23 protein-coding genes are annotated in these 26,574 nt (G+C 73.4%); 14 read left to right on the forward strand and 9 right to left on the reverse strand.

What is annotated here, in order from left to right; all coding sequences use genetic code 11:
* Positions 1-25 precede the first annotated feature (25 nt).
* The 6 genes from rsgA to AIF0345_RS04645 form a co-directional block, all read right to left on the reverse strand.
* Positions 26-1,114 carry a ribosome small subunit-dependent GTPase A gene (rsgA, locus tag AIF0345_RS04620; protein WP_043561294.1) on the reverse strand — a complete coding sequence of 363 codons (1,089 nt, stop codon included), beginning with the start codon at positions 1,112-1,114 and terminating at the stop codon, positions 26-28.
* Positions 1,111-2,577 (reverse strand): 3-phosphoshikimate 1-carboxyvinyltransferase, encoded by a 1,467-nt coding sequence (aroA, locus tag AIF0345_RS04625; RefSeq protein ID WP_285297417.1) that lies wholly within the window; start codon positions 2,575-2,577, stop codon positions 1,111-1,113. Before aroA ends, rsgA begins: the two co-directional genes overlap by 4 nt.
* 27 nt (positions 2,578-2,604) lie before the next feature.
* Complete coding sequence (locus AIF0345_RS04630; protein WP_285297418.1) at positions 2,605-4,824, reverse strand: NADP-dependent isocitrate dehydrogenase; 2,220 nt, start codon at positions 4,822-4,824, stop codon at positions 2,605-2,607.
* A gap of 92 nt (positions 4,825-4,916) precedes the next feature.
* Complete coding sequence (locus AIF0345_RS04635; RefSeq protein ID WP_285297420.1) at positions 4,917-5,411, reverse strand: DoxX family membrane protein; 495 nt, start codon at positions 5,409-5,411, stop codon at positions 4,917-4,919.
* A gap of 162 nt (positions 5,412-5,573) precedes the next feature.
* Complete coding sequence (locus AIF0345_RS04640) at positions 5,574-6,260, reverse strand: hypothetical protein (RefSeq protein WP_285297422.1); 687 nt, start codon at positions 6,258-6,260, stop codon at positions 5,574-5,576.
* Between the two features lie 111 nt (positions 6,261-6,371).
* Positions 6,372-7,958 carry a serine/threonine-protein kinase gene (locus AIF0345_RS04645; protein WP_285297424.1) on the reverse strand — a complete coding sequence of 529 codons (1,587 nt, stop codon included), beginning with the start codon at positions 7,956-7,958 and terminating at the stop codon, positions 6,372-6,374.
* 494 nt (positions 7,959-8,452) lie between these two features.
* On the opposite strand from AIF0345_RS04645, the gene AIF0345_RS04650 reads away from it, so the two are divergent.
* The 8 genes from AIF0345_RS04650 to AIF0345_RS04685 all read left to right on the forward strand — a co-directional run bounded on the left by AIF0345_RS04650 (position 8,453) and on the right by AIF0345_RS04685 (position 13,863).
* Positions 8,453-9,154 (forward strand): sigma-70 family RNA polymerase sigma factor, encoded by a 702-nt coding sequence (locus AIF0345_RS04650; RefSeq protein ID WP_043561281.1) that lies wholly within the window; start codon positions 8,453-8,455, stop codon positions 9,152-9,154.
* Entirely contained in the window at positions 9,154-9,489 is a 336-nt protein-coding gene (rsrA, locus tag AIF0345_RS04655; protein ID WP_043561278.1) for a mycothiol system anti-sigma-R factor, read from the forward strand. The genes AIF0345_RS04650 and rsrA overlap by 1 nt, the downstream gene beginning before the upstream one ends.
* Before the next feature lie 213 nt (positions 9,490-9,702).
* Entirely contained in the window at positions 9,703-9,777 is a 75-nt protein-coding gene (locus AIF0345_RS16805) for a 50S ribosomal protein bL37 (protein ID WP_404976001.1), read from the forward strand.
* Between the two features lie 248 nt (positions 9,778-10,025).
* The gene (locus AIF0345_RS04665; protein ID WP_268916536.1) at positions 10,026-10,751 is read left to right on the forward strand and encodes a GntR family transcriptional regulator; all 726 of its coding nucleotides are present in this window, start codon (positions 10,026-10,028) and stop codon (positions 10,749-10,751) included.
* A gap of 212 nt (positions 10,752-10,963) precedes the next feature.
* Positions 10,964-11,680 carry a deoxyribose-phosphate aldolase gene (deoC, locus tag AIF0345_RS04670; protein WP_043561275.1) on the forward strand — a complete coding sequence of 239 codons (717 nt, stop codon included), beginning with the start codon at positions 10,964-10,966 and terminating at the stop codon, positions 11,678-11,680.
* A 410-nt stretch (positions 11,681-12,090) separates the two neighbouring features.
* Positions 12,091-12,486, forward strand: coding sequence for a hypothetical protein (locus tag AIF0345_RS04675; RefSeq protein WP_285297429.1), 396 nt, complete (start codon positions 12,091-12,093; stop codon positions 12,484-12,486).
* A 9-nt stretch (positions 12,487-12,495) separates the two neighbouring features.
* Complete coding sequence (locus tag AIF0345_RS04680; protein WP_285297431.1) at positions 12,496-13,413, forward strand: LysR family transcriptional regulator; 918 nt, start codon at positions 12,496-12,498, stop codon at positions 13,411-13,413.
* A gap of 48 nt (positions 13,414-13,461) precedes the next feature.
* Positions 13,462-13,863: a hypothetical protein gene (locus AIF0345_RS04685; RefSeq protein WP_285297433.1), complete on the forward strand. Its 402-nt coding sequence runs from the start codon at positions 13,462-13,464 to the stop codon at positions 13,861-13,863.
* A 96-nt stretch (positions 13,864-13,959) separates the two neighbouring features.
* Here AIF0345_RS04685 and AIF0345_RS04690 read toward each other — a convergent pair whose 3' ends face one another.
* Together AIF0345_RS04690 and AIF0345_RS04695 are read right to left on the reverse strand one after the other, a co-directional pair.
* Entirely contained in the window at positions 13,960-14,550 is a 591-nt protein-coding gene (locus AIF0345_RS04690) for a GDSL-type esterase/lipase family protein (RefSeq protein ID WP_043561266.1), read from the reverse strand.
* Between the two features lie 199 nt (positions 14,551-14,749).
* Positions 14,750-18,535, reverse strand: a complete 3,786-nt coding sequence (locus tag AIF0345_RS04695; protein ID WP_285297435.1) for a multifunctional oxoglutarate decarboxylase/oxoglutarate dehydrogenase thiamine pyrophosphate-binding subunit/dihydrolipoyllysine-residue succinyltransferase subunit — start codon at positions 18,533-18,535, stop codon at positions 14,750-14,752.
* A gap of 431 nt (positions 18,536-18,966) precedes the next feature.
* Between AIF0345_RS04695 and AIF0345_RS04700 the strand changes: the two genes are divergently transcribed.
* The 6 genes from AIF0345_RS04700 (at position 18,967) to AIF0345_RS04725 (ending at position 26,045) form a co-directional block, all read left to right on the forward strand.
* Positions 18,967-20,343, forward strand: a complete 1,377-nt coding sequence (locus AIF0345_RS04700) for a hemolysin family protein (RefSeq protein WP_268916542.1) — start codon at positions 18,967-18,969, stop codon at positions 20,341-20,343.
* Positions 20,340-21,437 carry a CNNM domain-containing protein gene (locus AIF0345_RS04705; RefSeq protein ID WP_285297437.1) on the forward strand — a complete coding sequence of 366 codons (1,098 nt, stop codon included), beginning with the start codon at positions 20,340-20,342 and terminating at the stop codon, positions 21,435-21,437. The genes AIF0345_RS04700 and AIF0345_RS04705 overlap by 4 nt, the downstream gene beginning before the upstream one ends.
* A 327-nt stretch (positions 21,438-21,764) precedes the next feature.
* Positions 21,765-22,130 (forward strand): hypothetical protein, encoded by a 366-nt coding sequence (locus tag AIF0345_RS04710; protein WP_268916544.1) that lies wholly within the window; start codon positions 21,765-21,767, stop codon positions 22,128-22,130.
* Between the two features lie 532 nt (positions 22,131-22,662).
* Positions 22,663-23,505 (forward strand): M23 family metallopeptidase, encoded by an 843-nt coding sequence (locus tag AIF0345_RS04715; protein ID WP_285297440.1) that lies wholly within the window; start codon positions 22,663-22,665, stop codon positions 23,503-23,505.
* A gap of 28 nt (positions 23,506-23,533) precedes the next feature.
* Positions 23,534-24,280, forward strand: coding sequence for a glycerophosphodiester phosphodiesterase (locus AIF0345_RS04720; RefSeq protein ID WP_229118393.1), 747 nt, complete (start codon positions 23,534-23,536; stop codon positions 24,278-24,280).
* A 40-nt stretch (positions 24,281-24,320) separates the two neighbouring features.
* The gene (locus tag AIF0345_RS04725; RefSeq protein ID WP_285297442.1) at positions 24,321-26,045 is read left to right on the forward strand and encodes a carboxylesterase/lipase family protein; all 1,725 of its coding nucleotides are present in this window, start codon (positions 24,321-24,323) and stop codon (positions 26,043-26,045) included.
* A 66-nt stretch (positions 26,046-26,111) separates the two neighbouring features.
* Here the strand turns inward: AIF0345_RS04725 and AIF0345_RS04730 are convergent, their stop codons facing one another.
* A complete protein-coding gene (locus AIF0345_RS04730; RefSeq protein WP_285297444.1) occupies positions 26,112-26,315 on the reverse strand; it encodes a hypothetical protein in 204 nt (67 codons plus the stop codon).
* Between the last annotated feature and the right edge of the window lie 259 nt (positions 26,316-26,574).

Below are 26,574 nucleotides of genomic sequence, written 5' to 3' on the forward strand. Positions count from 1 at the left end.
CGGCCCGGGGCGCGGGGCCGCCGGCTCAGCGCCCCGGGCCGGCCGGCAGGGTCGGGTCCTCCGCCTCCAGGGACGGGGCGAGCAGGCGCCGGAAGGACTCCACCCGCGCCCGGCGCGCCTGGGCCGGTCCCGCCCCGGCCCACTCGTCCAGGGCGCAGTCCAGGGCGCCGGCCTCGTGCGTGCACCCGCGCGGGCAGTCCCGGGCGACCTCCGCCAGGTCGGGGAAGCCGCGCAGGACGTCGGCGCTGCCCACGTGGGCGACGCCGAAGGAGCGCACGCCCGGGGTGTCGATCACCCAGCCGCCGCCGGGCAGCTCCAGGGCCTGAAGGGATGCGGAGGTGTGCCGCCCGCGTCCGGTCACCTCGTTGACGCGGCCGGTGGCCCTGTGCGCGCCGGGCACCAGCGCATTGATGAGCGTCGACTTGCCCACCCCCGAGTGGCCGACGAGCACCGAGACCCGCCCGGTGATCGCCTCGCGCACGGCCCGGACTCCGCCGCCCGCCTCCGGGGCGTCCTCGCGGTCGGAGGGGCCCAGGCGGGTCGCCACCGAGCGCACCCCGAGCGGCCCGTAGAGGTCCAGGAGGGGGCCGGCGTCGGCCAGGTCGGACTTGGTCAGCACCAGCAGCGGCTCCATGCCGGCGTCGTAGGCGGCCACGAGGTAGCGGTCGATCATGCGCGGGCGCGGCGCCGGGTCGGCCACCGCGGTGACGATGACGAGCAGGTCGGCGTTGGCCACCACGGGCCGCTCGCTGCCCGCGGCGTCCCCGTCCTCGGCGGAGCGGCGCAGCAGCGTGCGGCGCTCCTGGATGCGCACCATGCGGGCCAGCGTGCCCCTGCGGCCGGAGACGTCCCCGACGACGGCGACCCGGTCCCCGACAACGACCCTGCCCCGCCCCAGCTCGCGCGCCTTCATGGCCGTGATGTCGCCGGTCCCGTCCCCGGTCAGGGCGGGGTCGGCCAGGCGGATGCGGTAGTGGCCGCGATCGATGCGGATCACCGTGCCGACGACGGCGTCGTCGTGGGCGGGGCGCCGCTTGGTGCGCGGGCGCGAGCCGCGGCCGGGCCGCACCCGCACCCGCGGGTCGTCGGTGCCGATGTCGCGCCGGCGCGTCACCGGGCTCCGCCTTCCCGGCCCGGCTTCCGCTGCTCCTGCGGCCCCCGGCCCAGCATGCCCGCCCACAGGGCCGGGAAGCCCGGGAGGGTCTTGGAGGTGCACGCGACGTCGTCGAGCTCGGTGCCGGGCACGCCCAGCCCGACCAGGGCGGCGAAGGCGGCCATGCGGTGGTCGCCGTAGGAGCGCATGAGCGCCGGGCGCAGCCGCCAGCCCGCGGGCAGGGCGTCGATGGCCAGGCCGTCGTCGGCCTGCCGGGCGACGCCGCCGACCCGGGTGATCTCGGCGACCAGGGCCGCCAGGCGGTCGGTCTCGTGGCCGCGCAGGTGGGCGATGCCGGTCAGGCGGGAGGCGCGCCCGTTGGCGGAGGCCAGCAGTGCCAGGGCCGCCACGGCGGGCGCGAGCTCGCCGACGGCGGACAGGTCCGCGTCGATGCCCCGCAGGCCGCCCGCGCCCGACCCGTGCGCCACGAGGGTGCGCGAGCCGTCGGCCCCGGCGCGCAGCTCGACCTCGCCGCCCAGGCGCACCAGCAGCTCGCGCCAGGAGTCGCCGCCCTGGGTCGTGGGGGCGGGCCAGTGCGGGACACCCACCTCGCCGCCCGCGACCAGCGCCGCCGCCAGGAAGACCCCGGCGTTGGACAGGTCCGGCTCGATGCTCGACTCCCCGCCGCGGGGGCGCCCTGGGCGGACGGTCCACGTGCGCCCGCCCCCGGAGCCCGCGGCAGTGGCGTCCGGCTCCTCGGGTTCGTCAACGACGATGCCGCGCTCGCGCAGGGCGGCCACCGTCATGGCCACGTGCGGCAGGGAGGGGACGCGCCCGACGGCGGTGACGGCGAGCCCGCCGGGCAGCAGGGGGGCGGCGAGCAGCAGGGCCGACAGGAGCTGGGAGGAGCCGGAGGCGTCCACGCCCACCCGGTGCGGCCGATCGGGGCGCGCGGGGTCGGCCGGCCCTGCCAGGGCGCCGCCGTCGGGGCCCACGCGCACGGGCAGACGGCCCGGCTCGCCCAGACAGGCCACCTCGGCGCCCAGCCCCGCCAGGGCGTCCAGCAGCGGACCGAGCGGGCGGTTGCGGGCGGCCTCATCGCCGTCGAAGACGACGGGCGCGTCCGCGAGCGCCGCTAGCGGCGGGACGAAGCGCATGACGGTCCCGGCCAGGCCGCAGTCGATGCGGCCGACGCCGTCGGGGCCGGCCTCCACGTGCAGGGGCAGCGGGGCGGGGCGGACGCGCAGGCGGGTCGCCTCCCCGTCGAGCCGTTCGAAGCGGGCGCCGAGCGCGGTCAGGGCCGCCTCCATGAGCTCGGTGTCGCGAGAGCGCAGCACCCCGGTCAGCGTCGTCGGGCCCTCGGCCACCGCGGCCAGCAGGAGGGCGCGGGCGGTCAGCGACTTGGAGCCCGGCAGGGCGACGGTCGCCTCCAGGGGGCCGCGGGCGGCCGGGGCGGGCCAGGGCCCGGCGGGGGACATGCTCATGCGCCTATCGTGCCAGGACCGCCCGCCTCAGAGCGCGTCGATAATGCGGTTCAGGGTCTTCGAGGGGCGCATGACGGCGTCCGCCCTGGCCGGCTCGGGGCGGTAGTAGCCGCCGATGTCCACCGGACGGCCCTGCACGGCCACCAGGTCGGCCTGGACGGCCTCGTTGGCGGCGCCCAGCGCCTCGGCCACCGGCGCGAAATGCGCCGCCAGCCCGGCGTCGGCGTCCTGCGCCGCCAGCTCGCGGGCCCAGTACAGGGCCAGCCAGGCGTGCGAGCCGCGGTTGTCGATCCCGCCCAGTCGGCGCGCGGGGGAGCGGTCGTTGTCGAGCAGCGTCGTCGTCGCCGCGTCCAGGGCGTCGGCCAGCACCACGGCGCGCGCGTTGGCGCCGACCTGGGCGACGTGGCGCAGCGCCTCCGCCAGCGCCAGGAACTCGCCGAGCGAGTCCCACCGCAGGTAGTTCTCCTCCAGCAGCTGGCGCACGTGCTTGGGGGCGGAGCCGCCCGCGCCCGTCTCGTACAGGCCGCCGCCGCTCATCAGCGGCACCACCGACAGCATCTTGGCGCTCGTGCCGACCTCCAGGATGGGGAACAGGTCGGTGTTGTAGTCGCGCAGCACATTGCCGGTCACGCTGATCGTGTCCTGCCCGCGCCGGGCCCGCTCCAGGGACAGCCGCGTGGCGGCCACCGGGTCGAGGACGCGGATGTCCAGGCCCTCGGTGTCCTCCTCGGCCAGGTAGCGGCGGACGAGCCCGGCGATAACGCGGTCGTGGCTCCGCTCCGGGTCCAGCCAGAAGACGGCGGGCGCCCCGGTAGCCCGGGCCCGGGCGACGGCCAGGCGCACCCAGTCGCGGATGGGGGCGTCCTGGGTGGTGCAGGCGCGCCAGATGTCGCCCGCCTCGACGTCGTGGGACAGCAGCACCGTGCCCGGCTCGGCCCCGGCGCCGCGGACGGCGGCCACCTCGACGCGTCCGGCGGTCGGGATGAGGAAGGTCTTGTCGTGGCTGCCGTACTCCTCGGCCCGGCGGGCCATGAGCCCGACGTTGGGGACCGTGCCCATGGTGGCGGGGTCCAGGGCGCCGTGGGCCTTGCAGTCCTCGATGACGGCTTCGTAGACGCCGGCGTAGGAGGAGTCGGGGATGACGGCCAGGGTGTCGGCCCTGTCGCCGGCCGCGTCCCACAGCTTGCCGCCGTTCCTGATCATGGCGGGCATGGAGGCGTCGATAATGACGTCGCTGGGCACGTGCAGGTTGGTGATGCCGCGCTCGGAGTCCACCATGGACAGGCGAGGGCCCGCCGCCAGGTCGGCCTCGATGGAGGCACGGATCGCCTCGCCGTCCTCCAGGGCGTCCAGCCCGGCCAGGATGGAGGCCAGCCCGTCCTCGGCGCGCAGCCCGGCGGCGGCCAGGGCCGTGCCGTGGGCGGCGAAGGTCCGCGGCAGGGCGGCGCGCACCGCGTGGCCGAAGATGAGGGGGTCGGAGACCTTCATCATGGTGGCCTTGAGGTGGATGGAGAACAGGACGTCCTCGGCCCTGGCGGCGGCGAGCTGGGCGGCGAGGAAGGCGTCCAGCGCGGCGGAGGACATGCAGGTGGCGTCCACGACCTCGCCGGCCGTCACCTGCAGCGACTCGCGCAGGACGACCGGCGCCCCGCCGTCGGCCGGCACGAGGCGGATCTGCAGGCTCCCGGCCTCGGGGACGACGACGCTGCGCTCGTTGTGCCGGAAGTCGCCGGCCTCCATCGTGGCCACGCGGGTGCGCGAGTCGGGGCTCCACGCCCCCATGGCGTGCGGGTGGGAGCGGACGTAGGCCTTGACGGCCCTCGGAGCCCGGCGGTCGGAGTTGCCCTCGCGCAGGACCGGGTTGACGGCGCTGCCCTTGACGGCGTCGTAGCGGGCGCGGGCGTCGCGCTCGGCGTCGGTGGAGGGGGAGTCGGGGTAGTCGGGCAGGGCGTGCCCGCGGGCCTGCAGCTCGGCGATCGCGGCCCTGAGCTGGGGCAGGGAGGCGGAGATGTTGGGCAGCTTGACAATGGTGGCGCTCGGGGAGGCGGTCAGCGCCCCGAGGGCCGCGAGGTCGTCCTCGGCCAGGTCGAAGGCGGCCAGGATGCGGTGCGCCAGGGAGATGTCGGCGGTGGCCACGCTCACGCCCGCGGCGCGGGTGAAGCCCTGGATGATCGGCAGGAGGGAGTGAGTCGCCAGCATGGGCGCCTCGTCCGTCCAGGTGTAGATGACGTTCGGCTGGTCGCTCATGCACATGTCCTTCGCTGATGGCCCGGTGGCGCTGTACGCGCTCACCCTAGACGATCGAGCCCGCACGGGGCGCGCGCCCCGTGCGCCGCCCGTCAGGCGCGGCTGGCGCGCCCGGCCACCCAGGCCGCGGCGATCGCCTTGCGCTGCCGCTTATGGTTCTCGAACCGCCAGGTCAGGGACGGACGACCCTCCCGGTCGACGACGGCCAGCAGGAGCCCGGCCCCGACCGCGCCGCCGCGGGCCAGGCCCGACAGGGCCTCCTTGCGCGCCTGCGCGCCCTTGACCGCCCACACCGGGTTGTTGATCAGGGTCAGGGGAAGGTTGAGGGCCGCCAGCACGGTCGCGCAGGTGCGCGGGGCTCGGCTCGTCGCCAGGCCCAGTCCGGCGGCGACACTCACCGCACCGCAGGCCCTGGTGAGCATGCGGGCGTCCGAGGTGAGCACCGGCGGCAGGCCCGCCTTCTCCAGCAGCGGTGAGACCTTCTCGAAACGCTCCACGTGGCGCGCGGGCCGGGTGAGGGCATCGATCCCGTCCAGGACGAAGGACGCGGCGAGCATCGGGCGGGCGAAGGCGCGCAGAATGTTCATGACACCATCCTGGCCCACGGGAGCGCTCGCGGCCAGGTTCTCGCCGCATGTCCGCCGGCCGACTCCAGGCTCCCGCCGAGTACCCGTCGGGAGGGCGCCGGGCCTGCGGGCGGGCGCGGGGAGACGGCGCCTCGTGCGGGGCGGTGGGTCGGATGCCGGTGGTCAGTGGGTCGTTCTGAGCCCGCTCGCCGTGAACCCGTTTCCCTTCCACGACAGATCGGCGGAGCCGATCCCCGTGAAGCACAGGTGGCACTGGCGGTCCCCGCTGACCTCCTGATTGACCCACTCGAGGTGGGCGGCGCCCTCTGATGTCGTGATTGATGCGATCATGCCCGCCTCGGCCCCCGAGTCGATATCGCGGAGACTGATGCTGCCCGCCAGGGACAGGGTCTCCGTGTAGGCCGCGATGTCCGTGTGGAAGAGGTCGGTGCCCCCGCGGTGGCACTCGAGCGGGACCAGGGTGAGGGGGCCCGCGCTCGTGCTCATGACGATGGCGGGATGCCGGAGGAAGGCGAACGCCGTCGTGCCAGTGGAGTCCTGAGCCGACGCATAGCTGTTCGCGAACGACGCCGTCGTGCCGTCGTCGGCGATGCACCCCTTGGGAAGGGGCAGGCGCGCGCCCCTCAGATCCGGAGCGCCCGGGGCGTCCTGCGCCAGCGGGTCCAGCGTTTCGGCGCCGGAGGGGCTCGCTCCGCCGGAGGCCGCACCGGCCGCGGTTTCCGAGGAGGAGTCCGCCGGCTCCTCGGTCGGGGCGCTGTCGGCGCTCCCACCCCACGAGCAGGCACCGGTCAGGGCGAGTGCAGTCGCAATGCAGGCGGTTGAGAGGACGTGGCGAGGGCGTGGGTGCATGGGGCTCGATCCTCACACGAGAGTGCGGACGGTGATAAGGACGTGAGAATGCGGCAAAAGTGATGGATGAGTGAGGCGGTGGCCGGGGGTCGGCTGCTGCTCAGGCGCCTCCTAGCGGTCGATGAAGCTGATGGAGTCCACCTTGTTCCCCTCCGCCTCCAGGACCACGAAGGGGGTGGGGCAGCTCGCCTGACACGAGAAGTCGATCCGGCAGGCAACCTGGTTCTCGGCCACCTGGATTCCGGCTGCCGTCGCGTCGGCATTGTTCATGCAGGTATTGATGCTGTAGCCCGCCGACGCGTTGTGGACGATGTAGTCGCGAGCCGTCTGGTAGCCGGCGGCCGGTGACGGGTCCTCCAGCTGCTGACGCGCCTGAGGAGTCGTCTGGCGCCATATGCTGGTCTCGTCGGACTGCTTGAGCGACTCGACGAATGACGTTGCGACGGTGCTCCTGTCGTTTGCGACGCCGTCGCCGTCCGCGGGCGCCCCGACGCCCTCCTGCGATGCGGCGCCCGTCGCCCCGACGCCGTTGTGAGACGGGTGGGTGTAGATGTAGGCGGAGGCCCCGACGGAGCCGGCGATCGCCAGGATGCTCACCGTGGCCACGGCGATCGGCAGCGATGATGAGCGCTTGTGCGGACGTGGTGGCGGTGGCGGCGCGGGAGCGCGGCGTTCCGGATACCTGGGGTATGCGGGCTGGGCGCCGGGCTGGGGCGGGGGCGCCGGAGGGCTTAACGTGGTAATGGTCTCGGCGACCTCCGGGGTCTGAGGAATCTGAGGCGCGGGCGCGGCATTCTTCTGCGGCGGCGCGGGCGGGGGAGAGGAATCCGGCGCGCAGGGCGAGGATGACAGGGTGGGGGCTGCGGGAATTCCCGACAGTGCGATTGACAGGTACTTCAGGGCGTGCTGCGCCTCGTTTATGCTGGGACGTGCCGCCGGGTTCTTGTCCAGCATCTTGCTGATGAGGTCCCACAGCGAGTCGGGGATCCCCTCGGGGCGCACGGGCGCCATGAGGATCTGGGCAGCGATGACGTAGTTGTAGGTTCCGCTGAAAGGGGTGACTCCGCACGACAGCTCGTACAGTATGATTCCCAGGGAGTAGACGTCCATGGCGAAGGACGGGCGGGCTCCGCCGTTCACCTCCGGCGCCATGTACAGCGGCGTCCCCGCGCCTACGGCGGTGCGCGTCAGCACCGCCGAGTCGCAGATGGATGCGACACCGAAGTCCACGATCTTCGGTGTCTCGGGGGATGTGGAGGAGTCCATGAGAATATTCTCGGGCTTGATGTCCCGGTGGACCACTCCGGCATTGTGCACGGCTGCGATTCCTGCCGATATCTGGGCCCCCAGCCAGGCGACCTTTTGGGGGAGCAGGGCGCCGCGCGATTTGATGGTGTCCCGAAGGCTGTCGCCGTCGACGTAGTCCATGACGAGTCCGAGCGTATTCCGCTCGACGACGATGTCGTGCACCTCGATGACGTTCGGGCCCGCGGCCCTCTTAAGAGCGCTTCGCTCCTTGAGGAACGCGTCTATGACACTGCTCTCGGCGGTTATGGACTTGTGCAGCACCTTGAATGCGAGCGGCCGCGGAGAATCTTTCGAGTGGCCCTTCCAGACTTCTCCCTGAGCCCCTGAACCGATCTGCTCATCCAGTATGTAGGTGCTGCCGAGGTACTGAGAAGATGGAGATTCTGTCATGAGATCTGCCTGGTTCCGCGAAGAAGAGAAGAGGATATGAGAAGAAGGAACAAGCCCGGTGAAGGAGAGGCTACCAGAAAGCGCGGAGCGGTGCACCGGCCTATGGAGGGAAGGCGCAATGACCTGCCGGCGCGTCCGGGGCGGGCGGCCGGGGGCGCCTGGGGCGGCCCCGGGCCGCACGCCTGCCGGGGGCGGCCGGGGCGGACGCCGCGCCGACCGGGCGGGGAATGAAACCGGGGTGCCCGCCTGTTGGTCAGGACGTGACTGCGAAACTGCCGATCAGACCGCCCGGCCCGACGGCGTCGTACCGCGCGGGCCCGTCTCGCACCCGCGCGCCGGTGGGCGGGCCGCGGCGCCGAGGAGACCGATCGACACCTTCGGAGCGTCATCCGCGTGCCGGCGCGCAGGGCGGGGACGTCCGCCGGGGCCGGCCGAGCGCTCTGAGCGGCGCCGATTGCGGGCGCGGGTGCCCAGGGGCGTTAGGCTCGTGGACGATGACGGACACCGACGACTCGCGCCCCGACGGCGCCCCGCGCGAAGACGGCGACGCGGCCACCGACCTTCTCACTGACATCGACCCCGACGGCTCCGGCGACCTCGACCGGGCCCCCGAGGACGAGTCCGAGGAGGAGCGCGCCGCGCGCTTCGAGGCCGACGCCCTGCCCTACCTGGACCAGCTCTACGGCGCGGCGATGCGGATGACGCGCAACCCGGCCGACGCCGAGGACCTGGTCCAGGACGCCTACGCCAGAGCCTTCGCCTCCTTCCGCCAGTACCGCCCCGGCACGAATCTCAAGGCCTGGCTGTACCGGATCCTGACGAACACCTTCATCAACTCCTATCGCAAGAGGCAGCGCGAGCCGCTGCAGTCCGACGCCGACGCCGTCGAGGACTGGCAGCTGCACCGCGCCGCGTCCCACGACTCCACCGGGCTGCCCAGCGCCGAGAACATCGCTCTGGACGAGCTGCCCGACGAGGAGATCAAGGCGGCCTTGTCCGAGCTGAGCGAGGACCGCCGACTGGCCGTCTACCTTGCCGATGTCGAGGGCTTCTCCTACAAGGAGATCGCCGAGATCATGGACACGCCCATCGGCACCGTCATGTCGCGTCTGCACCGCGGACGTCGCCAGCTGCGCGAGCTCCTGGCCGATCATGCCCGTCAGCTGGGCTACACCACGACTCGGGAGGGCCGCTGATGGGCGGATCGAATGAGAAGGACGAGCGCTGCTCGTGCTCGGAGGCTCGCGCGCACCTGGAGCGCTTCCTCGACCACGAGTGCGACGGCGACCTGACCGCGCGCCTGGCCGAGCACGTGGCGACCTGCGAGCACTGCTCCCGCATCGCCGACGCCGAGACCCACCTGCGCGAGATCCTGCGGTCGCGCTGCGCCGAGCAGGCTCCGCCCGAGCTGCGCGCCCGGGTGCTGGGGCGGCTGTCGGTCATGCGGGCGACGACGTCGGCGACCACGGCGACCACGGCCGATGGCACGACGACGGTCCGCAGCCAGGTCGTCCGCTATCGCCTCGGATGACGATCCCGGAGCCGCCGGGCCCCTGTCGCGGAGATCTACCGATATCGAGCCGGAATACTGCCGATCGCGGTGAAGGGGGCGCGGCTGGGAGGGGCGCACGGCGCGCGTGACCGGTGCAACTGGTAGGCGTGTGGTCCGCGATCCCGCTCGTGTGCAAAAATGAGCAGCGTTCCGTGCCCCCTCGTGGGGCGGTCCAGACACGAGGAGGCCATTATGGGCAAGCGCGGTCGCAAGCGTCGTGCACGCGCCAAGAACAGCGCCAACCACGGCAAGCGCCCCAACGCCTGAGCCGGGTCTGCGCGTCCGGCGCCGCACCCGGGCAACCGATGGCGCGGCCGGTCACCCTGCGGTGGCCGGCCGCGCTCGTCATCGTTCCGGCGCGGGTGCGCGGGCTCTGAGGCGCTTGTCGGGCCGCCGGCGGGGCGGCGCGGCCGTGCGCACGCCGCCGGCATCCCGCGCGACGGCGAGGGGACCTGCCCTTGTATATACTGCTGTGGGCCGGTTTCTGGCCCCAGGGTGTCTGTCAGGAGGAGCGCATGCCAGTCAAGGCGACTGCCGATGAGCAGGACAGGCCCCGCTACCGGGAGATCGGCGAGTGGCTGGAGGAGGAGTGCGGGAGACTGCCGGTGGGCGCCCTGCTGCCCTCGGAGTCCCAGCTCGCCGACAGGTTCGCCGTCAGCCGTATGACCGCCCGGCACGCGCTGGAGAGGCTGCGCGAGAGCGGCCGGATCGAGCGCCGGCGCGGCGTCGGCAGCTTCGTGGCCGCCCCGCAGCTCCACCGCCCCGACGCGCTTCTGCGCTCCTTCACCGAGGAGCTCCGGGTCCGCGGCATGGCCGCCTCGTCGGCCGTCCTCGAGGCCGGCCTCGTCGTCCGGCCTGTTGAGGCGCGGGCGCTCGGGATGGATCCCAAGTCCACCCTGGTCTTCATCGATCGCGTCCGCTGCGCCGACGGCGCGCCCGTGGCCCGGGAGCGGGTGCACCTTCCCGAGAGGTACCGCGCCGTCCTCGAGGCCGATCTGGCCGGCGGCTCCCTGCACGCCGCCCTCAGGGGCGCCGGCGCCGTGCTGGCCAGGACCAGCGGCGTGGTGACCTCGCGCCTGGCGACGGCGGAGGAGTGCAGGCTCCTGCTGGTTGACGAGCCGACCGCGCTGCTGGTCGAGACTCGGACGGTCACCGATCCGGAGGGCACCCCCGTCGAGACGACCGAGACCGCCTACATCGGCGCGCGCTGGGCGATCGACACCCTCGGCTCGGTGGGCTGACGCTCTCGCGTCGACGGATCCGGCGGGGGCGCTCACCGCGGGCGCCCCCGCCTCTGCGTCCGGGGCCAGGACGGGCGCGCGGACGTGGTGCGGATCGCGCTCCCGCACCCTGTCCAACAGGATGTATATACAGGTATGGTTCTCGCTGAGGCGCCCGGGGAAGTCCCTTCCGCCTCCCGCACCCGTGAGACCGCGCAAGAAAGAAGACACCCATGCACCCCACCAAGCCCGCCGCCGAGATGACCCGGGACGAGCTCGCCGCCTACATCGACTACTCGATCCTCAAGCCTGAGTTCACCACCGCGGACGTCGAGCGCGAGGTCCGCGCCGCCGTCGAGCTCCGCTGCAAGACGGTGTGCATCAATCCCGCCCACATCGAGACCGCTCTTCCCCTCGTGGCGGGCACTGGTACGGGGATCTGCGTCGTCATCGACTTCCCCTTCGGCACCTCGAGCACGCGCTCCAAGGCGGCTCAGGCCGAGATCGCCCTGGAGCACCCGATCGAGGACCTCGACATCGTGATGAACTACGGCCGGCTGCGCGGCGGCGAGATCGAGCGCGTCACCGAGGACCTCAGGGCCGTCGTCGAGCTGTGCCACGCCAAGGGCGTCATCGTCAAGACCATCTTGGAGACGGACGCGCTGACCGACGACGAGATCCGCGCAGCGGCCGAGGCCGCCATCGCCGCCGGCACCGACTTCATCAAGACCTCGACCGGCTTCTACACCGGCACGCCGACCCACGGCGAGCGCACCGGCGCCTTCGACGACATGGTCCGCCTCATGCAGGACGCGGCCGCCGGGCGGGCCAGGGTCAAGGGCTCCGGCGCCATCCGCGACCGCGAGCACTTCCTGCGCCTGATCGACATGGGGATCGACCGCATGGGCGTGGGCTACCGGTCGGTTCCCGTCGTCCTCGGCCAGGAGTGACGGCGTCCCGGGCGGTACCCTCGGCACGTGACAGGCCCCCTCGACGACGACGGAGCCGGCGGCGGGGTCGCCGCCCCGCTGCCGCAGGGGCGACAGCCAGGACGGTGCGAGATGCCTTCGGGACGCTTGACGGACAAGAAGCAGTGGACCCTGCGGGGCGGCTCCCTCCTGCGCCGCGTCCTGGTGTGCGTCGTCGGGGAGATCATCACCTCGCTCGGGATCGCGATCCTCCTCATCGGGCACGCCGGCGTCGACCCCTACACCGCCTTCCTGCAGGGCGTGGCCCACCTGTCCGGCCTCTCCTTCGCCGCGGTCGTCCCGATCGTCAATATCCTCCTGCTCGTTGTGGTCGTCCCCTTCGACAGGACGATCTTCGGCCTGGGAACCGTCCTCAACTTCACCATGGTGGGGTGCTGGTCGATTTCTTCCAGGCCGTCTACGCCGAGTACCTCACGTTCACGTACACCGTTGCCGGAATGCTCGTGTGCCTGCTCATCGGGATGGGCCTGTTCAGCCTGGGCGTATCGATGTACATCACCTGCGACCTGGGGCAGGGGCCCTACGACGGCATCGCCCCCGCGATCAACCGGGAGCTCCCGCGGGTGAGCTACCGCGCCTTCCGCGTGACCCAGGACGTCCTCGCCATCGCCCTCGCGCTCGTCCTGACCGGCTTCGACCTCTCCCTGGGGATCGTGGCCGTCGGGACGATCGTCATGGGCTTCTTCCTCGGCCCGATCATCGGCCTGTGCAACACGAGGATCTCCAGCCGCCTGGTCGGCCAGCCGCCGGGGCGGGTCCCTCCGTAGACTGCCGGTGTGAACGACCGACTCAGTCCCGAGGGCCTGCGCTACGCTCAGGCGGTCGCTCGAACCGGCTCCTTCAGCGCGGCCGCCCGGGAGCACAGCCTTACGCAGCCGGCGCTGTCCAACGCCATCCGCCGTCTGGAGGAGGCTCTCGGCGATCGGCTCTTCGAGCGCAGCACGCGCGGGACCACTCCCACCGCCTTCGGCGCGGCGATCCTGCCCAGGGTCGATGCCGCGCTGGCCGCGCTCGACGCCGTTACCGCCGAGGCCCGCCACTGGCACGCTCCCGAACCGCTCCCCGTGCGCGTCGGCGTCTCCCCGCTCATCAGCGTGGGCGTCGTAGCCCGCGCCCAGCGCGCCGTCGCCGCCCTCCCCGGCCGCGGGAAGGACTCCCTCGTCCTGCGCGAGGCCGACCTGTCCGAGCTGTGTGCCGCGCTTGACGACGGCGAGCTCGACCTCATTGTCGTCCCCGCCGTTCTCCCGCTCACCCGCTGCCGACACCGCGTCATAGGCAGCGAGCCCGTCGTGCTCGTCGAGCCGGAGGTGGGCGACGCAGGAGCCCCTTCTGCGGCGACTGCGGCCGCCCGCGTTGACGAGCTTGCGCACCGCACCCTTCTTCTCGTCCCCGACACCTGCGGGCTGACGACCTTCACCCGCGGCCTGCTTGCCGACCGCGGCCTGCCCCTGCGGGCCTACTCGGGAGAGGCCGCCAGCTACCGGGTGCTCGAGGGCTGGGCGGGGATGGGGCTGGGCAGCGCGCTCCTGCCCCGCTCGAAGGTGACCTCCGTCGAATCGCGTGCGCGCCCTGTGGTCGATGTCGACGGCGCGGCCATCACCATCGCCTACGAGGCCGCCTGGGACGGCGCGTCGCCGATTGCGGACGAGCTCGAGTCCCTGGCCGGGGGCCTAGCCTCCGAGGGCGGCCCATAACCGGGCGCGCAGGGCGGCCGCCCCGGCGCCGGGGTATAACGTCGCGTGATGCCGGCATCAGCCAAGAGCCTCTACCGGCGCCGCCGCGCCGATTCCTACGGTGTGGGCAGTGACGCGCCGGCGGCCGACCGGCACCGGGCGCCACCCGACATCGAAGGAGCCACCATGACCGCCTACCTCCAGGTCACCATGACCATCGACCCGGCCGACCGCGCCGCCGGCGCCAGGATCTACTCCGACTACAAGCAGGAGTTCCTCGACACGGTCCCCGGCGCGGAGAGCAAGGAGCTGCTCGTCCGCGACGAGGACGTCCAGGCCCTTCACGGCTTCGAGACCGTCGAGCAGGCCGGCGCCTACCTGACCAGCGAGCTGTTCACCGCCAAGGTCGTCCCAGGCCTGACCCCGTTGTTCAAGGCCGACCCGGACATCCGCGTCTACGCCGTGGCCTGAGCCGAGGCGCGAGGGCCGGGACCGGCTCAGCGCGGCGGACAGGGGGCGAACCGATCTCGAGCCGGAGATGAACCGATCTCGGCGCAGGGGAGGCGCTCAGGAGGGCTGGGACACGCCCAGCCACTCGTACCAGCCGCGGTGCAGCACCAGCCAGGCGAGCAGGCCGTAGCCGGCCTGGCCGGGGTGGTCGCCGCCGGCCGCGGCGACGTCGGTGATCCACTGGTCGTGGTTGCGCAGCGGCTCGAAGGTCTCCACGTAGGGGACCCTGCGCCGGTGGCACACCTCGGTCGCGGCGCGCGACAGGGCCGCCGTCGCGTCGGGGCTGACGCTGGGCAGCGGCGGGGGCCCGACCACGAAGCAGGACCGCTGCTCGCCGGCGGCCTTGTCCAGGATGTTGGCCAGCGCCAGGCGGCTGCGCGCGGGCGAGATGCCGGAGCCGACGTCGGCCACCCCCAGCCCGATGACCATGCGGTTCACCCCGGTGTGGGTGGAGCGCAGGGCCACCTCGGGCGGCCAGCGGTCGGCGAGCTGGACCGTCGTCTCCCGGGGCACGGCCAGCGTCGCCCAGAAGGCCTCCAGGTCTCGGGGGGTGCGTGCCATGACGCGCCCGGCCCACCCCAGGGCCCGAGGGTCGCCGTAGCCGGCTACGAGCTCGTCGCCGATGAAGTGGATCCGGGTCTCGTCCACATGGCTCCTTTCTTCTCGACGGCCATCGGGCCGGACCCAGCGCCGGCTGCCGCGGTCCGCCGTCGTGCAGTTCCTCCTGAAGGAGACGCTACCGCGCCCCGGGCCCGGACGCGTCAACGACGGCGCGTCCCCCCGGGCGGGCAGGCTCACAGGCAGGGCCGTCGGAGCCGGCCGAGGAGGCTCAGGGCCGTCGGGACGGTCAGCCGCGATCGAAGGCCGCCGCCATGAGCGCCGCCTGCTGCGCCCGGTAGGCGCCGGCGCTGCCGACCGCCGGGGAGGCCGCCTCGGTCGGGGAGGCGAGCCGCAGCCGCCTGCCGCCGGTGAGAGAGGCGGGCATGTGCAGGGCGAGCCACGGCCAGATGCCCTGGTTGGCGGCCTCGTCCTGGACGAAGACGAGCTCGGCGCCCGCGTAGGGGGCCAGCGCCTCGGCCAGCTCGGCCTCGGGCAGCGGGTAGAGCTGCTCGAGGCGGACGATCGCGGTGGACGCGTCGCCCCGCTCGGCCCGCTCGTCGACCAGCGCGTAGTACACCCGGCCCGAGCACAGCAGCACCCGGTCGACGCCCGCGCCGGCGGCGACCCGCTCGTCGGTCTCGCCGACGACCGGCAGGAAGGCCCCGGCGGTGAGGTCATCCACCCGGGAGGTCGCGGCCTTGAGCCGCAGCAGCTGCTTGGGGGTGAACACGACCAGCGGGCGGCGCGGACGGGAGTAGGCGTGCTCGCGCAGCAGGTGGAAGTGGTTGGCGGGCGTCGAGGGCATGACCACCCGCATGTTCCCCTGGGCGCACATCTGCAGGTAGCGCTCGATGCGGGCCGAGGAGTGGTCCGGTCCCTGGCCCTCCTGGCCGTGCGGCAGGAGCATGACCAGGCCGGAGCGCTGGCCCCACTTCTGCCCGGCGGAGGCGATGTACTCGTCGATCACGCACTGGGCGCCGTTGGCGAAGTCGCCGAACTGCGCCTCCCAGACCGTCAGCCCCTCCGGGCGCTCCACCGCGTAGCCGTACTCGAAGGCGAGCGCCGCGTACTCGCTCAGCAGCGAGTCGTAGATGCTCAGCGGCGCCTGGTCCGGGGTGAGGAAGTCCAGCGGCGTCCACTCGGCGCCCGAGTCGTTGTCGTGCAGGACGGCGTGGCGCTGGGCGAAGGTGGCGCGCCTGGCGTCCTCGCCGGCCATGCGCACCGGCACGCCCTCCATGAGGAGGGAGCCGAGCGCGATGAGCTCGCCCAGGGCCCAGTCGATGCCGCCCTCACGGGTGGCGCGCCGCCGCCTGGCGAGCATGGCCCCCAGCTTGGGGTGGACCGTGAACCCCTCCGGGTAGGCGACCTGGGCGTCCCCGATGCGCTCGACGACGCGGCGCGGGACCGCGCTGGTCCAGCCGATCATCATGCCCTCGCCGGCGCGCTGGGAGGCGGGCACCTCCAGGCTGGTGGTCTGCAGGCCGACCTTCGTGGGGTCGGTGGCGTCGAAGGAGTCGCTGGAGGCGCTCTGAGCGGTGCCGCCCGAGCGCGCGTGGGCGGCCCGGGTCTCGGCGAAGATCCGTTCCAGCTCGCCGTGGAACTCCTCCTCGATCCGCTGGGCGTCCTCGGCCGCGATGTCCCCGCGTCCCACCAGGTCGGCGGTGTAGACCGTGCGGGTCGACGGCAGGGAGTCGATGAGGCGGTACATGACCGGCTGGGTCATCGACGGGTCGTCTCCCTCGTTGTGGCCGCGGCGGCGGTAGCAGATGAGGTCGATGATGACGTCCTTGTGGAAGGCCGCCCGGTACTCGTAGGCGCGGTGGGCGGCCCGGGCGACCGTCTCGGGGTCGTCGGCGTTGATGTGGAAGATCGGCACCTGCAGCCCCTTGGCCAGGTCGGTGGCGTATGTGGTCGAGCGGGCCGACGCCGCCCCGGTGGTGAAGCCGATCTGGTTGTTGACCACGATGTGCACGGTGCCGCCGGTGCGGTAGGCGGGCAGCTGGCTCATGTTGAGGGTCTCGTAGACCACGCCCTGCCCTGCGAAGGCGGCGTCGCCGTGCACCAGCACGGGCAGCACCGTGTAGCCCTTGTCGCCCAGGCCGATGCGGTCCTGCTTGGCGCGCACGATCCCCTCGACGACGCCGTCGACCGTCTCCAGGTGGGAGGGGTTGGCCGCCAGGGACACGCGCGTGCTCACCCCGTCGGTGCCGGTGAAGACGCCCTCGGTGCCCAGGTGGTACTTCACGTCCCCGGTGCCCGCGCCCTCGATGACGCTGGTGCCGTCGAACTCGTCGAAGACCTGCCCGTAGGACTTCCCGGCGATATTGGTCAGCACGTTGAGCCGGCCGCGGTGGGTCATGCCGATGACGACCTCGTCCAGGCCGTCGTGGGCGGCCGAGTCCAGCAGCCGGTCCAGCAGGACGATGAGGGACTCCCCTCCCTCCAGGCTGAAGCGCTTCTGGCCCACGTACTTGGTCTGCAGGAAGGTCTCGAAGGCCTCCGCCTGCTCCAGCTTGGTCAGGATCCGACGGCGCTCGGCCGGGGTGACCGCCATCCACTCGCCCTCGAGACGCTCCTGCCACCAGGTGCGCTGGGCCGGGTCCTGGATGTGCATGTACTCGATGCCGGCGGTGCGGCAGTAGGCGCGGCGAAGGCGCGCGAGGATCTCGCGCAGGGTGGCGCGCTCGGTGCCGCCCAGGCCGCCGGTCGGGAAGGTGCGGTCCAGGTCCCACAGGCTCAGCCCGTAGGAGGACAGGTCCAGGTCCGGGTGGCGCCGCAGGCGGTAGGTCAGGGGGTCGGTGTCCGCCGCCAGGTGGCCGCGCTGGCGGAAGGCGTGGATGAGCTCGGCCACGCGCGCGGGCTTGCCCGTCTCCAGATCGGGGTCGTAGGTGGCGTCGCGGGCCCAGGCGACAGGCTCGTGCGGGATGCGCAGGGACTCGAAGATCCGCTCCCAGAACCCGTCCAGGCCGAGCAGCTTGCGCTCCACCAGCCGCAGGAACTCCCCGGAGGCCGCCCCCTGGATGACGCGGTGATCGTAGGTGGAGGTCAGTGTGACCACCTTGCCGACACCGTGGCGGGCGAGGGTCTTCTCGCTGGCGCCGGCGAAGGCGGCCGGGTACGCCATGGCGCCCACCCCGACGATCAGGCCCTGCCCGGGCATGAGACGCGGCACCGAGTGCAGGGTGCCGATCATGCCGGGATTGGTCAGTGTGACCGTCGTGCCGCGGAAGTCCTCGACCTCCAGCCCGCCCGCGCGCGCCCTGGCGACCAGCTCTTCGTAGGCGGCCACGAAGCCGGCGGCGTCCATGAGGTCCGCCTTCTTGATGGAGGGCACCAGCAGACGGCGCTCGCCGCCGGGGGCGGGGACGTCGATGGCCAGGCCGAAGGCGACGTGGGCGGGCGCGTGGAGGGCGGGCTTACCGGCGGCGTCGGTGGTGTACGAGACGTTCATGGAGGGCATCTCGGTCAGAGCCTCGACGACGGCCCACCCGATGAGGTGGGTGAAGGAGATCTTGCCGCCGTGGGTGTGGAGGAGGTGCCCGTTGATGATCGCACGGTTCTCGATGAGGACCTTGGCGGGGATGGCGCGGGCGGAGGTGGCGGTCGGGATCGACAGCGACGCCTCCATGTTCTTGGCCGTGCGGGCGGCGGCCCCCCTCATGCGCGAGTCGTGGTCCTGGCAGGCGTCGTCGTCTGACGAGCCGGTGTAGTGGTGAGCCGTGCGCTGGGCGTAGGGCGACGTCGGCGGGGCGGCGTCCGAGGGCGGTGCGGGCGGCAGGTCCGAGCGGGTCACGTCCTGTATGGCCGTGGACGGGCGGCGGGGGGAGGGCCGCAGCGCCGACGACGGGGCCGGTGCGGCCGCGCCGCCCGCAGCGGGATCCGCGGTGTGCGGGCCGGAGGCCGCCGCGCCCTCGAACAGGGCCCGCCACTGCGGTGTCACCGAGGAGGGGTCGGCCAGCCAGGCATCCCGCATCTCCTCCACCATCCACTCGTTGGCTCCGAAGCCTGCGGCGGTGCTGTCCAGTGTCGACACGGTGCGTCTTCTCCTCGTCGCGGGGTCGGCAGCACCCGTCCGCGAGCGCTGTCGCGTGGCGGCGTCGGCGGGTGGGCGGATGGTGCTCGTGCGTCGTCGTGCGTCATCGTACGGGGAGAACCGGGGGTGCCGGGGCGAAACGCGGGACTAAAGACACATTTGTTTCGGGCATGTGACGGGGATGGGGCGGGGGACCGACCGGTGCGACCGTCCAGCTCCCCCACCGCCCAGCTCACGCGCCGCGGGGCGGGTGATAGCGTGCGAGCCACTATGCGATCGGCATCCCGGCGGGCACGCGGACGCGCTTCCCGCCATCATCCGGAACCTGGCCATCCTCATCCCGCGCGCTCGCAGACCCCGGCGCCCGCCGCGCGCGGCGCTCCGCCGACTCGGCAGCCTCCGCCGCCTCTGCAGATCCCGGGCGGTGCCGCGTGACCGACTGGCTCATGATCGCTCTGGGCCTCCCGCTGACCGCGGGCACGGCCCTGTTCGTCTCCGGCGAGTTCTCCCTGGTCGCCCTGGACCCCTCGACCGTCGAGACCCGCGCCGCCGCGGGCGACAGGCGCGCCACCACGGTCCGCAGGGCCCTGGGCCGCATGTCCACGCTCTTGTCAGGCGCCCAGGTCGGCATCACCCTGACCACCATCCTGCTCGGCTACACCATGCAGGACGCCCTGGCCAGGATTCTCGGCGGGCTCATGAGCGCCTGGCTGGCCCAGTCCGTGGCCACCGGCGCGGCCGTGGCCATCGCCCTGGTGGTCGTCAACGCCTTCTCCATGGTTGTGGGCGAGCTCATCCCCAAGAACGCGACCCTGGCCGACCCCATGCGCACCGCCGGGCTCGTCGCCCCCTTCCTCATGGTCTTCACGGTCGTGCTCAAGCCGGTCATCGTCGTCCTCAACGACACCGCCAACCTGGTCCTGCACCGCATGGGCATCGAGCCGGTCGAGGAGATCAGCGGCACCCGCAGCGCCGGAGAGCTCGCGGCCCTCGTGCGCCACAGCGCCGAGGAGGGCGCCCTGGACCCCTCCACCGCCACGCTGCTGACCCGCTCGATCGGGCTCGGGGCGCTGACCGCCGTCGACGTCATGACCGACCGGGGCCGCCTCCACGTCCTGGACCAGGACGACACGGCCGACGCCGTCGTGGCCCTGGCCCGCACCACCGGCCACTCCCGCTTCCCGGTCATCGGCGAGAGCCCCGACGACGTCCTGGGCATCGTCCACCTGCGCCGCGTCATCGCCGTGCCCTACGAGCGGCGGGAGAGCGTGCCGGTGACCTCCTCCTCCCTCATGACGCCCGCCCCGCGGGTGCCCGAGACCATGCCGCTGGCCGCCCTGCTGGTCGAGCTGCGCAACCAGGGCTCCCAGATGGCCGTCGTCGTCGACGAGTACGGCGGCACCGCGGGCGTGGTCACCCTCGAGGACGCCATCGAGGAGATCGTCGGCGACGTCGCCGACGAGCACGACCGGCGCCGGGCCGGGGCGCGCGCCGACGCCTCCGGGGACTGGCTCGTGCCCGGCTGGACGCGCCCCGACGAGCTCGCCGCGCGCACCGGCCTGCACGTGCCCGACGACGGCCCCTACGAGACCCTCGCCGGCCTGGTCATGACCGAGCTCGGGCGCCTCCCGCAGATCGGCGACACGATCGCCACGCCGCGGGCCGCGCTCACCGTGGAGGCCATGGAGGGGAGGCGCGTCACCCGCCTGCGGGTGCGCCCCGTCGCCGGGCCCGCTCGGGACGACGCCGCCGGGGACGCCCCCGCGCCCCGGGGCCCCGCCGGGCGCGACGGGGAGGAGGGCCGATGAGCACCCCGGTCGCCCTGATCATCACCGTGGCGCTGCTGGCGGGCAACGCCTTCTTCGTCAGCGCCGAGTTCGCCGTCACCTCCTGCCGCCGCTCCCAGCTCGAGCCGCTCGCTGCCGCCGGCGACGCCCGGGCCGCCACCGCTCTGTGGGCCCTCCAGCACATCTCGCGGATGCTCGCCACCGCCCAGCTCGGCGTCACCGTGTGCTCGACGGGCCTGGGCGTCGTCGCCGAGCCGGCCATCGCGCACGCGCTGACGCCCCTGCTGGCCAGGATCGGCATCGGCGACGCCGGGGCGCACGCGGTGGCCGTCGTCATCGCCCTGGTCCTGGTCGTCTACGTCCACGTGGTCTGCGGGGAGATGGTCCCCAAGAACATGTCGATCGCCGCGCCCGAGAAGGCGGTGCGGCTGCTCGCCCCGCCCCTGGTGTGGGTCTCCCACGTCTTCGGCCCCGTGATCACCGTGCTCAACGGCTTCGCCAACTGGACGCTGCACCTGATGGGCCTGGAGCCCAGGGAGGAGGTCGCGGCCGCCTTCAACGCGGCCGAGGTCGCCTCGATCGTCGAGCGGTCCACCGCCGAGGGCGTCCTGGAGGACGACACGGGTCTGCTCACCGGCGCCCTGGAGTTCTCCGAGGAGACCGCGGGCAGTGTCATGGTGCCCGTGGACTCCCTGGTCACCCTGCCCGGGGACTGCACGCCCGAGGACGTCGAGCAGGCCGTCGCCGCCACCGGCTTCTCCCGCTTCCCGCTCGTGGGCGGGGGAGCGGGCGGCGAGGCCGCCGACGCCGGTGGGGCCGGTGAGGGCGAGACGCGCGACGGCCCGATCGTCATCTCCGGCTACGTCCACCTCAAGGACATCCTGTACGCCACCGAGGCCCAGCGCAGCGAGCCGATACCGTCCTGGCACGCCCGCGCGCTCGTGCCCGTGCACGCCGGCGACGAGGTCGAGGACGTGCTCGCCGCCATGCAGCGGACCGGCGCCCACCTGGGGCGGGTGGAGGACCCCGAGGGCGTCACCATCGGCGTCGTCTTCCTCGAGGACATCCTCGAGGAGCTGATCGGGGAGGTTCATGACGCCATGCAGCGCGGCTGACGGCGAGCCTCGCGTGTCTGCGCGGTCGGCCCGACGCGGTGTGGTGTACTGGCGCGCCTGGAGTGTGCCCGGGTCCACGGAAGAGGCGCGCTCCGGGTGTTAAAGTGCCAAGGTGGAGATCAGCGACCAGTCGACGACACGGCGTCAGCGCCGTGAGGCTGAGCGCGCCGCACAAGCGCAGCGTGAGGCCGAATCACATGCGATGAACCGGATCGGCGCCCGTCAGCAGCCTCGCGGGCGCACCACCGCGTACACGGGCGCGCATGCTGGTCCCGCAGGGGACGCACGGCCCGTGCCGCGCAGGAGCTCCGCCCGGGCGCCCTCCGGGTGGAGGCCCGGGCCTCCGACGGCCGCGCCACCCACGCCCGCGACGCCGGTCACGGGACGCCCCAGACGCGCGGCCGACCGCCCCGTCGCGGCACCTGCGCGGCCCGCGGCCCCCGCGACAGGGCCCGCGGAGTCTGCCGCATCCTCAGCATTCTCAGCATCTTCGGCGTCCTCCGCGACTTCTTCCGCTTCCCCGGCCCTGAGGCCCCGGGCGCCCTCGTCCTTCCGCCCCCGGCCCGCTCCCCGGGCGCCACTGGGCGGGCGCACCGTCCCGGCCCCATCACCCCCCTCTCCCGCCCGCTCGGGCCCGCAGTCTCCTGCCTTCCGCGCCGCGCCGCCGACGCCCCGGGAGACAGCGCCTCGTGAGCCCGCCGGTCCCGGCGAACCGCCCACCGGCGTCATCGCCTGGGACGACATCATCTCCTCGCCGGCGTCTCCGCCCGGGAGAACGTCCCCGAAGTCCAGGAGCGGCACCCGCTCCAGGCGTCCCTCGCGTCCCGGGGCCGGCGCGGGGACCCGCGCCGGCGCGCAGCCCGAGCCCGCCCGAGACGCGGGGCGGGGCGCCGGGCGCGCCTCGGGCCGTGCGCACGCTTCGAGGCCCGGGCCGGTTCCCGGGCCCGGGCCGGTTCCCGGGCCCGCTCGGGCCGTCCGGGGCGGCCCTTCTGCGCCTGCGGCCCCCGTACCGGCGGCCCCCGCGCCCGCGGCTCCCGTACCGGCGGCCCCCGCGCCCGCGGCTCCCGTACCGGTGGCCCCCGCGCCCGCGGCTCCCGTACCGGCGGCCCCCGCGCCCGCGGCTCCCGTACCGGCGGCCCCCGCGCGGGAGGTGAAGGACCGCGCCCCGCTCGGGCGCCCGCGTGATGCCGCACCGACAGTTGAGAGCCAGCCGCTCTCGGGGGAGGTGAACGACGAGAACATCGTCGCCCCGCCCGCCCGCCCCAGGACCGGCGCCGGCTGGGTCGGCCGCATCAGCGTCATGACCGTGCTGGGCCTCGTGACCGTGGTCGTTCCGATCAGCGCCCACGTCTCGGCCAGCCCGCTGGCCTCCGCGGCGCTGAGCACGCAGACCGCCGACCCGGCGCCCGAGGCGAGCGCGCCGCCGTCCTCGGTGGCCGCGGCCGTGCTCGGCTCCGACGCCGACGTGGACCCCCAGTCCGACTCCGAGATGTCCAACGACCCCGACGCCGCGGCCAAGGCCCGCATCCGGGAGGCCCGTGAGAATCCCACCACGACCTGCGCCTCGCAGACGGGCGGGGCCTCGGGCGACGCCAGTGCCCTCAGCAAGGCTCCGGAGATCTTCTATCCCATGGTCTCGGGCACCTACACCATCTCCTCGCCCTACGGCTACCGCCTGCACCCCACCCTGGGCTACATGAAGCTGCACGCCGGCCAGGACTTCGCCGCCCCCGTGGGCACGCCCATCTACGCCGTCGCCGCCGGGAAGGTCGTGACGGCGGGCATGGACGAGGGCGTCGGCACCGTCACCATCGAGCACCAGATCGACGGTCAGACCTGGTACACGAGCTACATGCACATGTACGAGGACGGCATCTACGTCCACGTGGGGGACACGGTGACCGCCGGCCAGCTCATCGCCGGCGTCGGCAACACCGGGCGGTCCTCCGGACCCCACATGCACTTCGAGGTGCGCACCAAGAACGACACGGCCGACGAGTCCACGGTCGAGCCCCAGAAGTGGCTCGACGACCACCACGCCGCCGAGCTGTCCACGGACTGCTCCTGAGCGGCGCCCGGGTGCGCAAGGAGGAACGATGAGACCCAGGCGGCAGTGCGCCGTGATCGCCCACCGCGGCGGAGCCCGCGAGGTCCCGGAGAACACGTGGAGCGCCGTCGAGCACGTCGTGTCGCTGGGCCTGGAGTGGATGGAGACCGATCTGCGGGCCACCGCCGACGACGTCGTGGTGCTGTCCCACGACGCCGGTCTGGGGCGGGTGAGCGGCATGGAGCGGTCGCTGTCCGAGATGACCTGGGACGAGGCCGCCGAGCTCGATGCGGGCGACGGGCGCAGCCTCGTGCGCCTGGACGAGGTCCTGGAGGCCCACCCGCGACTCGCGCTCAACGTGGACCTCAAGGAGCCCGCGGTGGTGCAGCCGGCCCTGCAGGTGGTCCGCGTGGCCGACGCCCTGAAGCGGGTGCGGTTCGCCTCCTTCTCCGCACGCCGTCTGGCGATGCTGCGCCGTCAGGAGCCGCGCGCGACCACATCCCTGGGGGGATGCGACATCGCGGGTCTCATGCTGCTCAGCGAGGCGGCGCTGCCCCTGCCGCACACGCGCTGGGGGTGGACGCGGGGAAGGGTGGACGCCGTGCAGGTGCCGCCGACCTACCGCGGGCTGCCGGTGGTGACACGGCGCTTCGTGGCGCAGGCGCACGCCGCCGGGCTCGAGGTGCACGTGTGGACGATCGACGACCCCGCGCAGATGCACCGTCTGGCAGCGCTGAACGTCGACGCCGTCATGACCGATGTCCCGAGCCTGGCCCTGGAGACCCTGGGGGGCTGAGGGCCTTCACATCGGCGCCTCCGCGGGAGACAGTGGGCACATGCAGGATGAAGCCCTCTCGCCCCCCATCAGCGGCGCCGGCGGCGCTCCCCACGTGTCGGCGACGCCGATCGCCCTTCCCACCGGCGAGGAGGGCCCCCGGGTTGATGCGCCCTGCGGGCCGGTGCGCGGGGTGTGGCGGCGGATCGTCTCGGCTCCCGGGGCCCGGTCGCCCCATGCCCGCTTCGAGCGCTCGGCGGCCTTCTACAACATCCCCTACGCCGAGCCCCCGGTCGCCGGGCGCCGGTTCATGGCGCCCGTGCCCCGCGCCCGGTGGCGCGAGGAGCGCGAGGCCGTCCTGCCCGGCCCGACGCCGCAGCGCGGCTCCATCTTCGACGACCCCGCCATCCCCGAGCCCACCGTGGTGGGGGAGGACATGCTCAACCTCAACATCTTCACCCCGGCGCCTGGGGACGCGGGCGCCGGGCTGCCGGTCTACGTGTGGATCCACGGCGGCGGGTGGTCCTCGGGCTGCCAGGCGAGCCCCTGGTACGACGGCGCCGCCTTCAATCGCGACGGCGTGGTGACGGTGGCCCTGTCCTACCGCCTGGGCTTCGACGGCTACGGCTGGGTGGAGGGCTCGGACACCCCCTTCAATCGGGGCGTGCTCGACCAGATCACGGCCCTGGAGTGGGTGCGGGACAATATCGCCGCCTTCGGCGGGGACGCGGGCCGGGTGACCATCGGCGGGCAGAGCGCCGGAGGAGGCAACGTCCTGACCCTCATGGCCTGCCCCCGCGCCCGCGGCCTGTTTCACGGGGCGATCAGCGAGTCGGGCGCCGTCACCGACGTCCCCGCCGACCGCGCCCGGTCCACCGCCCACGAGATGGCGCGCTTCGCCGGCGTCGAGCCGAACCTGGAGGGCTGGCGCGCGCTGGACTACGACCGGGTCTTCTCCACCACCGCAGGCTTTGAGAGGCAGATCGAGAGGCGGGTCGAAGGGCACTGCGCAGAGCCGGCTGCTCCCGACCCGCTGGTCGGGCGCATCCGGGCCGCGCTTATCCCGGGTCCGGACACAGGAATCATCTATGGCCCCGCGGTCGACGGCGACCTGGTGCCCCTGCCCGTGCGCGAGGCGCTGGCCCGGGGCTCGGGTGGCGATATCCCGCTGCTCGCCATGAGCACGACGCACGAGTTCATCTGGTCGGCCTTCGGGCTCGCCCAGGAGCTCGGCGAGCGCAGCGCGGCGGAGATCATGACGCGGGCAGGCCTGGACGCGGGACTGGCCGCGGATTACGTGGCATCCCATCCCGAGTTGGCGGGCGGCGAGCACCTGCGGCTCGGCAACCTGATCTCCGATACCATGTTCCACACCCCGCTCCTGGGCTGGGCGCGGGCCCGGCTGGACTGCGCAGGACCGGACGCTCGGGCGGCGGGCACCTGGCTGAGCCGCTTCGCGTGGGAGTCGCCCGAGACGGGGTGGTCGACGCACTGCTTCGAGGTGCCCTTCGCCTTCGACTGCCTGGCCCACCCCTACTGCGGCCACACCCTGCGCTCGGCGCCTCCCCAGGCGCTGGCCGACGCCGTGCACGGCGACTGGGTGCGCTTCATCCTCGCCGGTGACCCGGGCTGGCGGCCCTGGGACGGGCGCGGCCTGGGGCGGACCTACGGGGACCCGCGTGGCGCCTGGCCGGACGGGGCCGTCGACGGCGAGGTCTTCGCCGTCGAGCAGCGCCTCCTGGAGGCCGGGGAGCGGCTCGCCGAGGCGGCGCCGAGGGAGGGCTGAACGCTCGCCCGCCGGGCAGGACCCGCCTGGACGGGCTGCCTACCGCCGGTGAAGACCGGTCCGGGCTCAGCCCCCCAGGACAGTGCCGTCGTCGAAGACCGCGCGCATCTCCGTGCCGGGCGGCGCCAGGACAAGGGCCTTATCCTCGTACAGGCCTCGGACGAGCCGGTGCTTGTCCTGCGGCACCGGCAGGCGCACCGAGGTGATGCGGCGCGCCCCGCCCGGGTGGGTGAAGTCCGTCGGGCGCGGGTCGATGGAGAAGTGCGTCATGAAAAAAGGGAAGGTCCGGGTCGGCGGGGAAGAAGACCCGGTAGCGCAGCGTACGGCCGGCGGTGTCCGTGCGGTGCGGGCCGAGCTCCAGGCCGTCGTCGTCCAGGGAGCGGACGGCATAGCGGAACTGGGCGTCGTCGCCCTCCAGGCACAGCCCGCACAGGCCCTCGGCGCACTCGTCCCAGCTGGCAAGCCGGCTGAGAGCCCGCCAGTGGCGCCCCCCCGACGAGCGCGGTCAGCTTCTTGAGTGCCTTGGGGG

Origin of the sequence: Actinomyces israelii (assembly GCF_030253495.1) — a bacterium.
GTDB lineage: Bacteria > Actinomycetota > Actinomycetes > Actinomycetales > Actinomycetaceae > Actinomyces > Actinomyces israelii.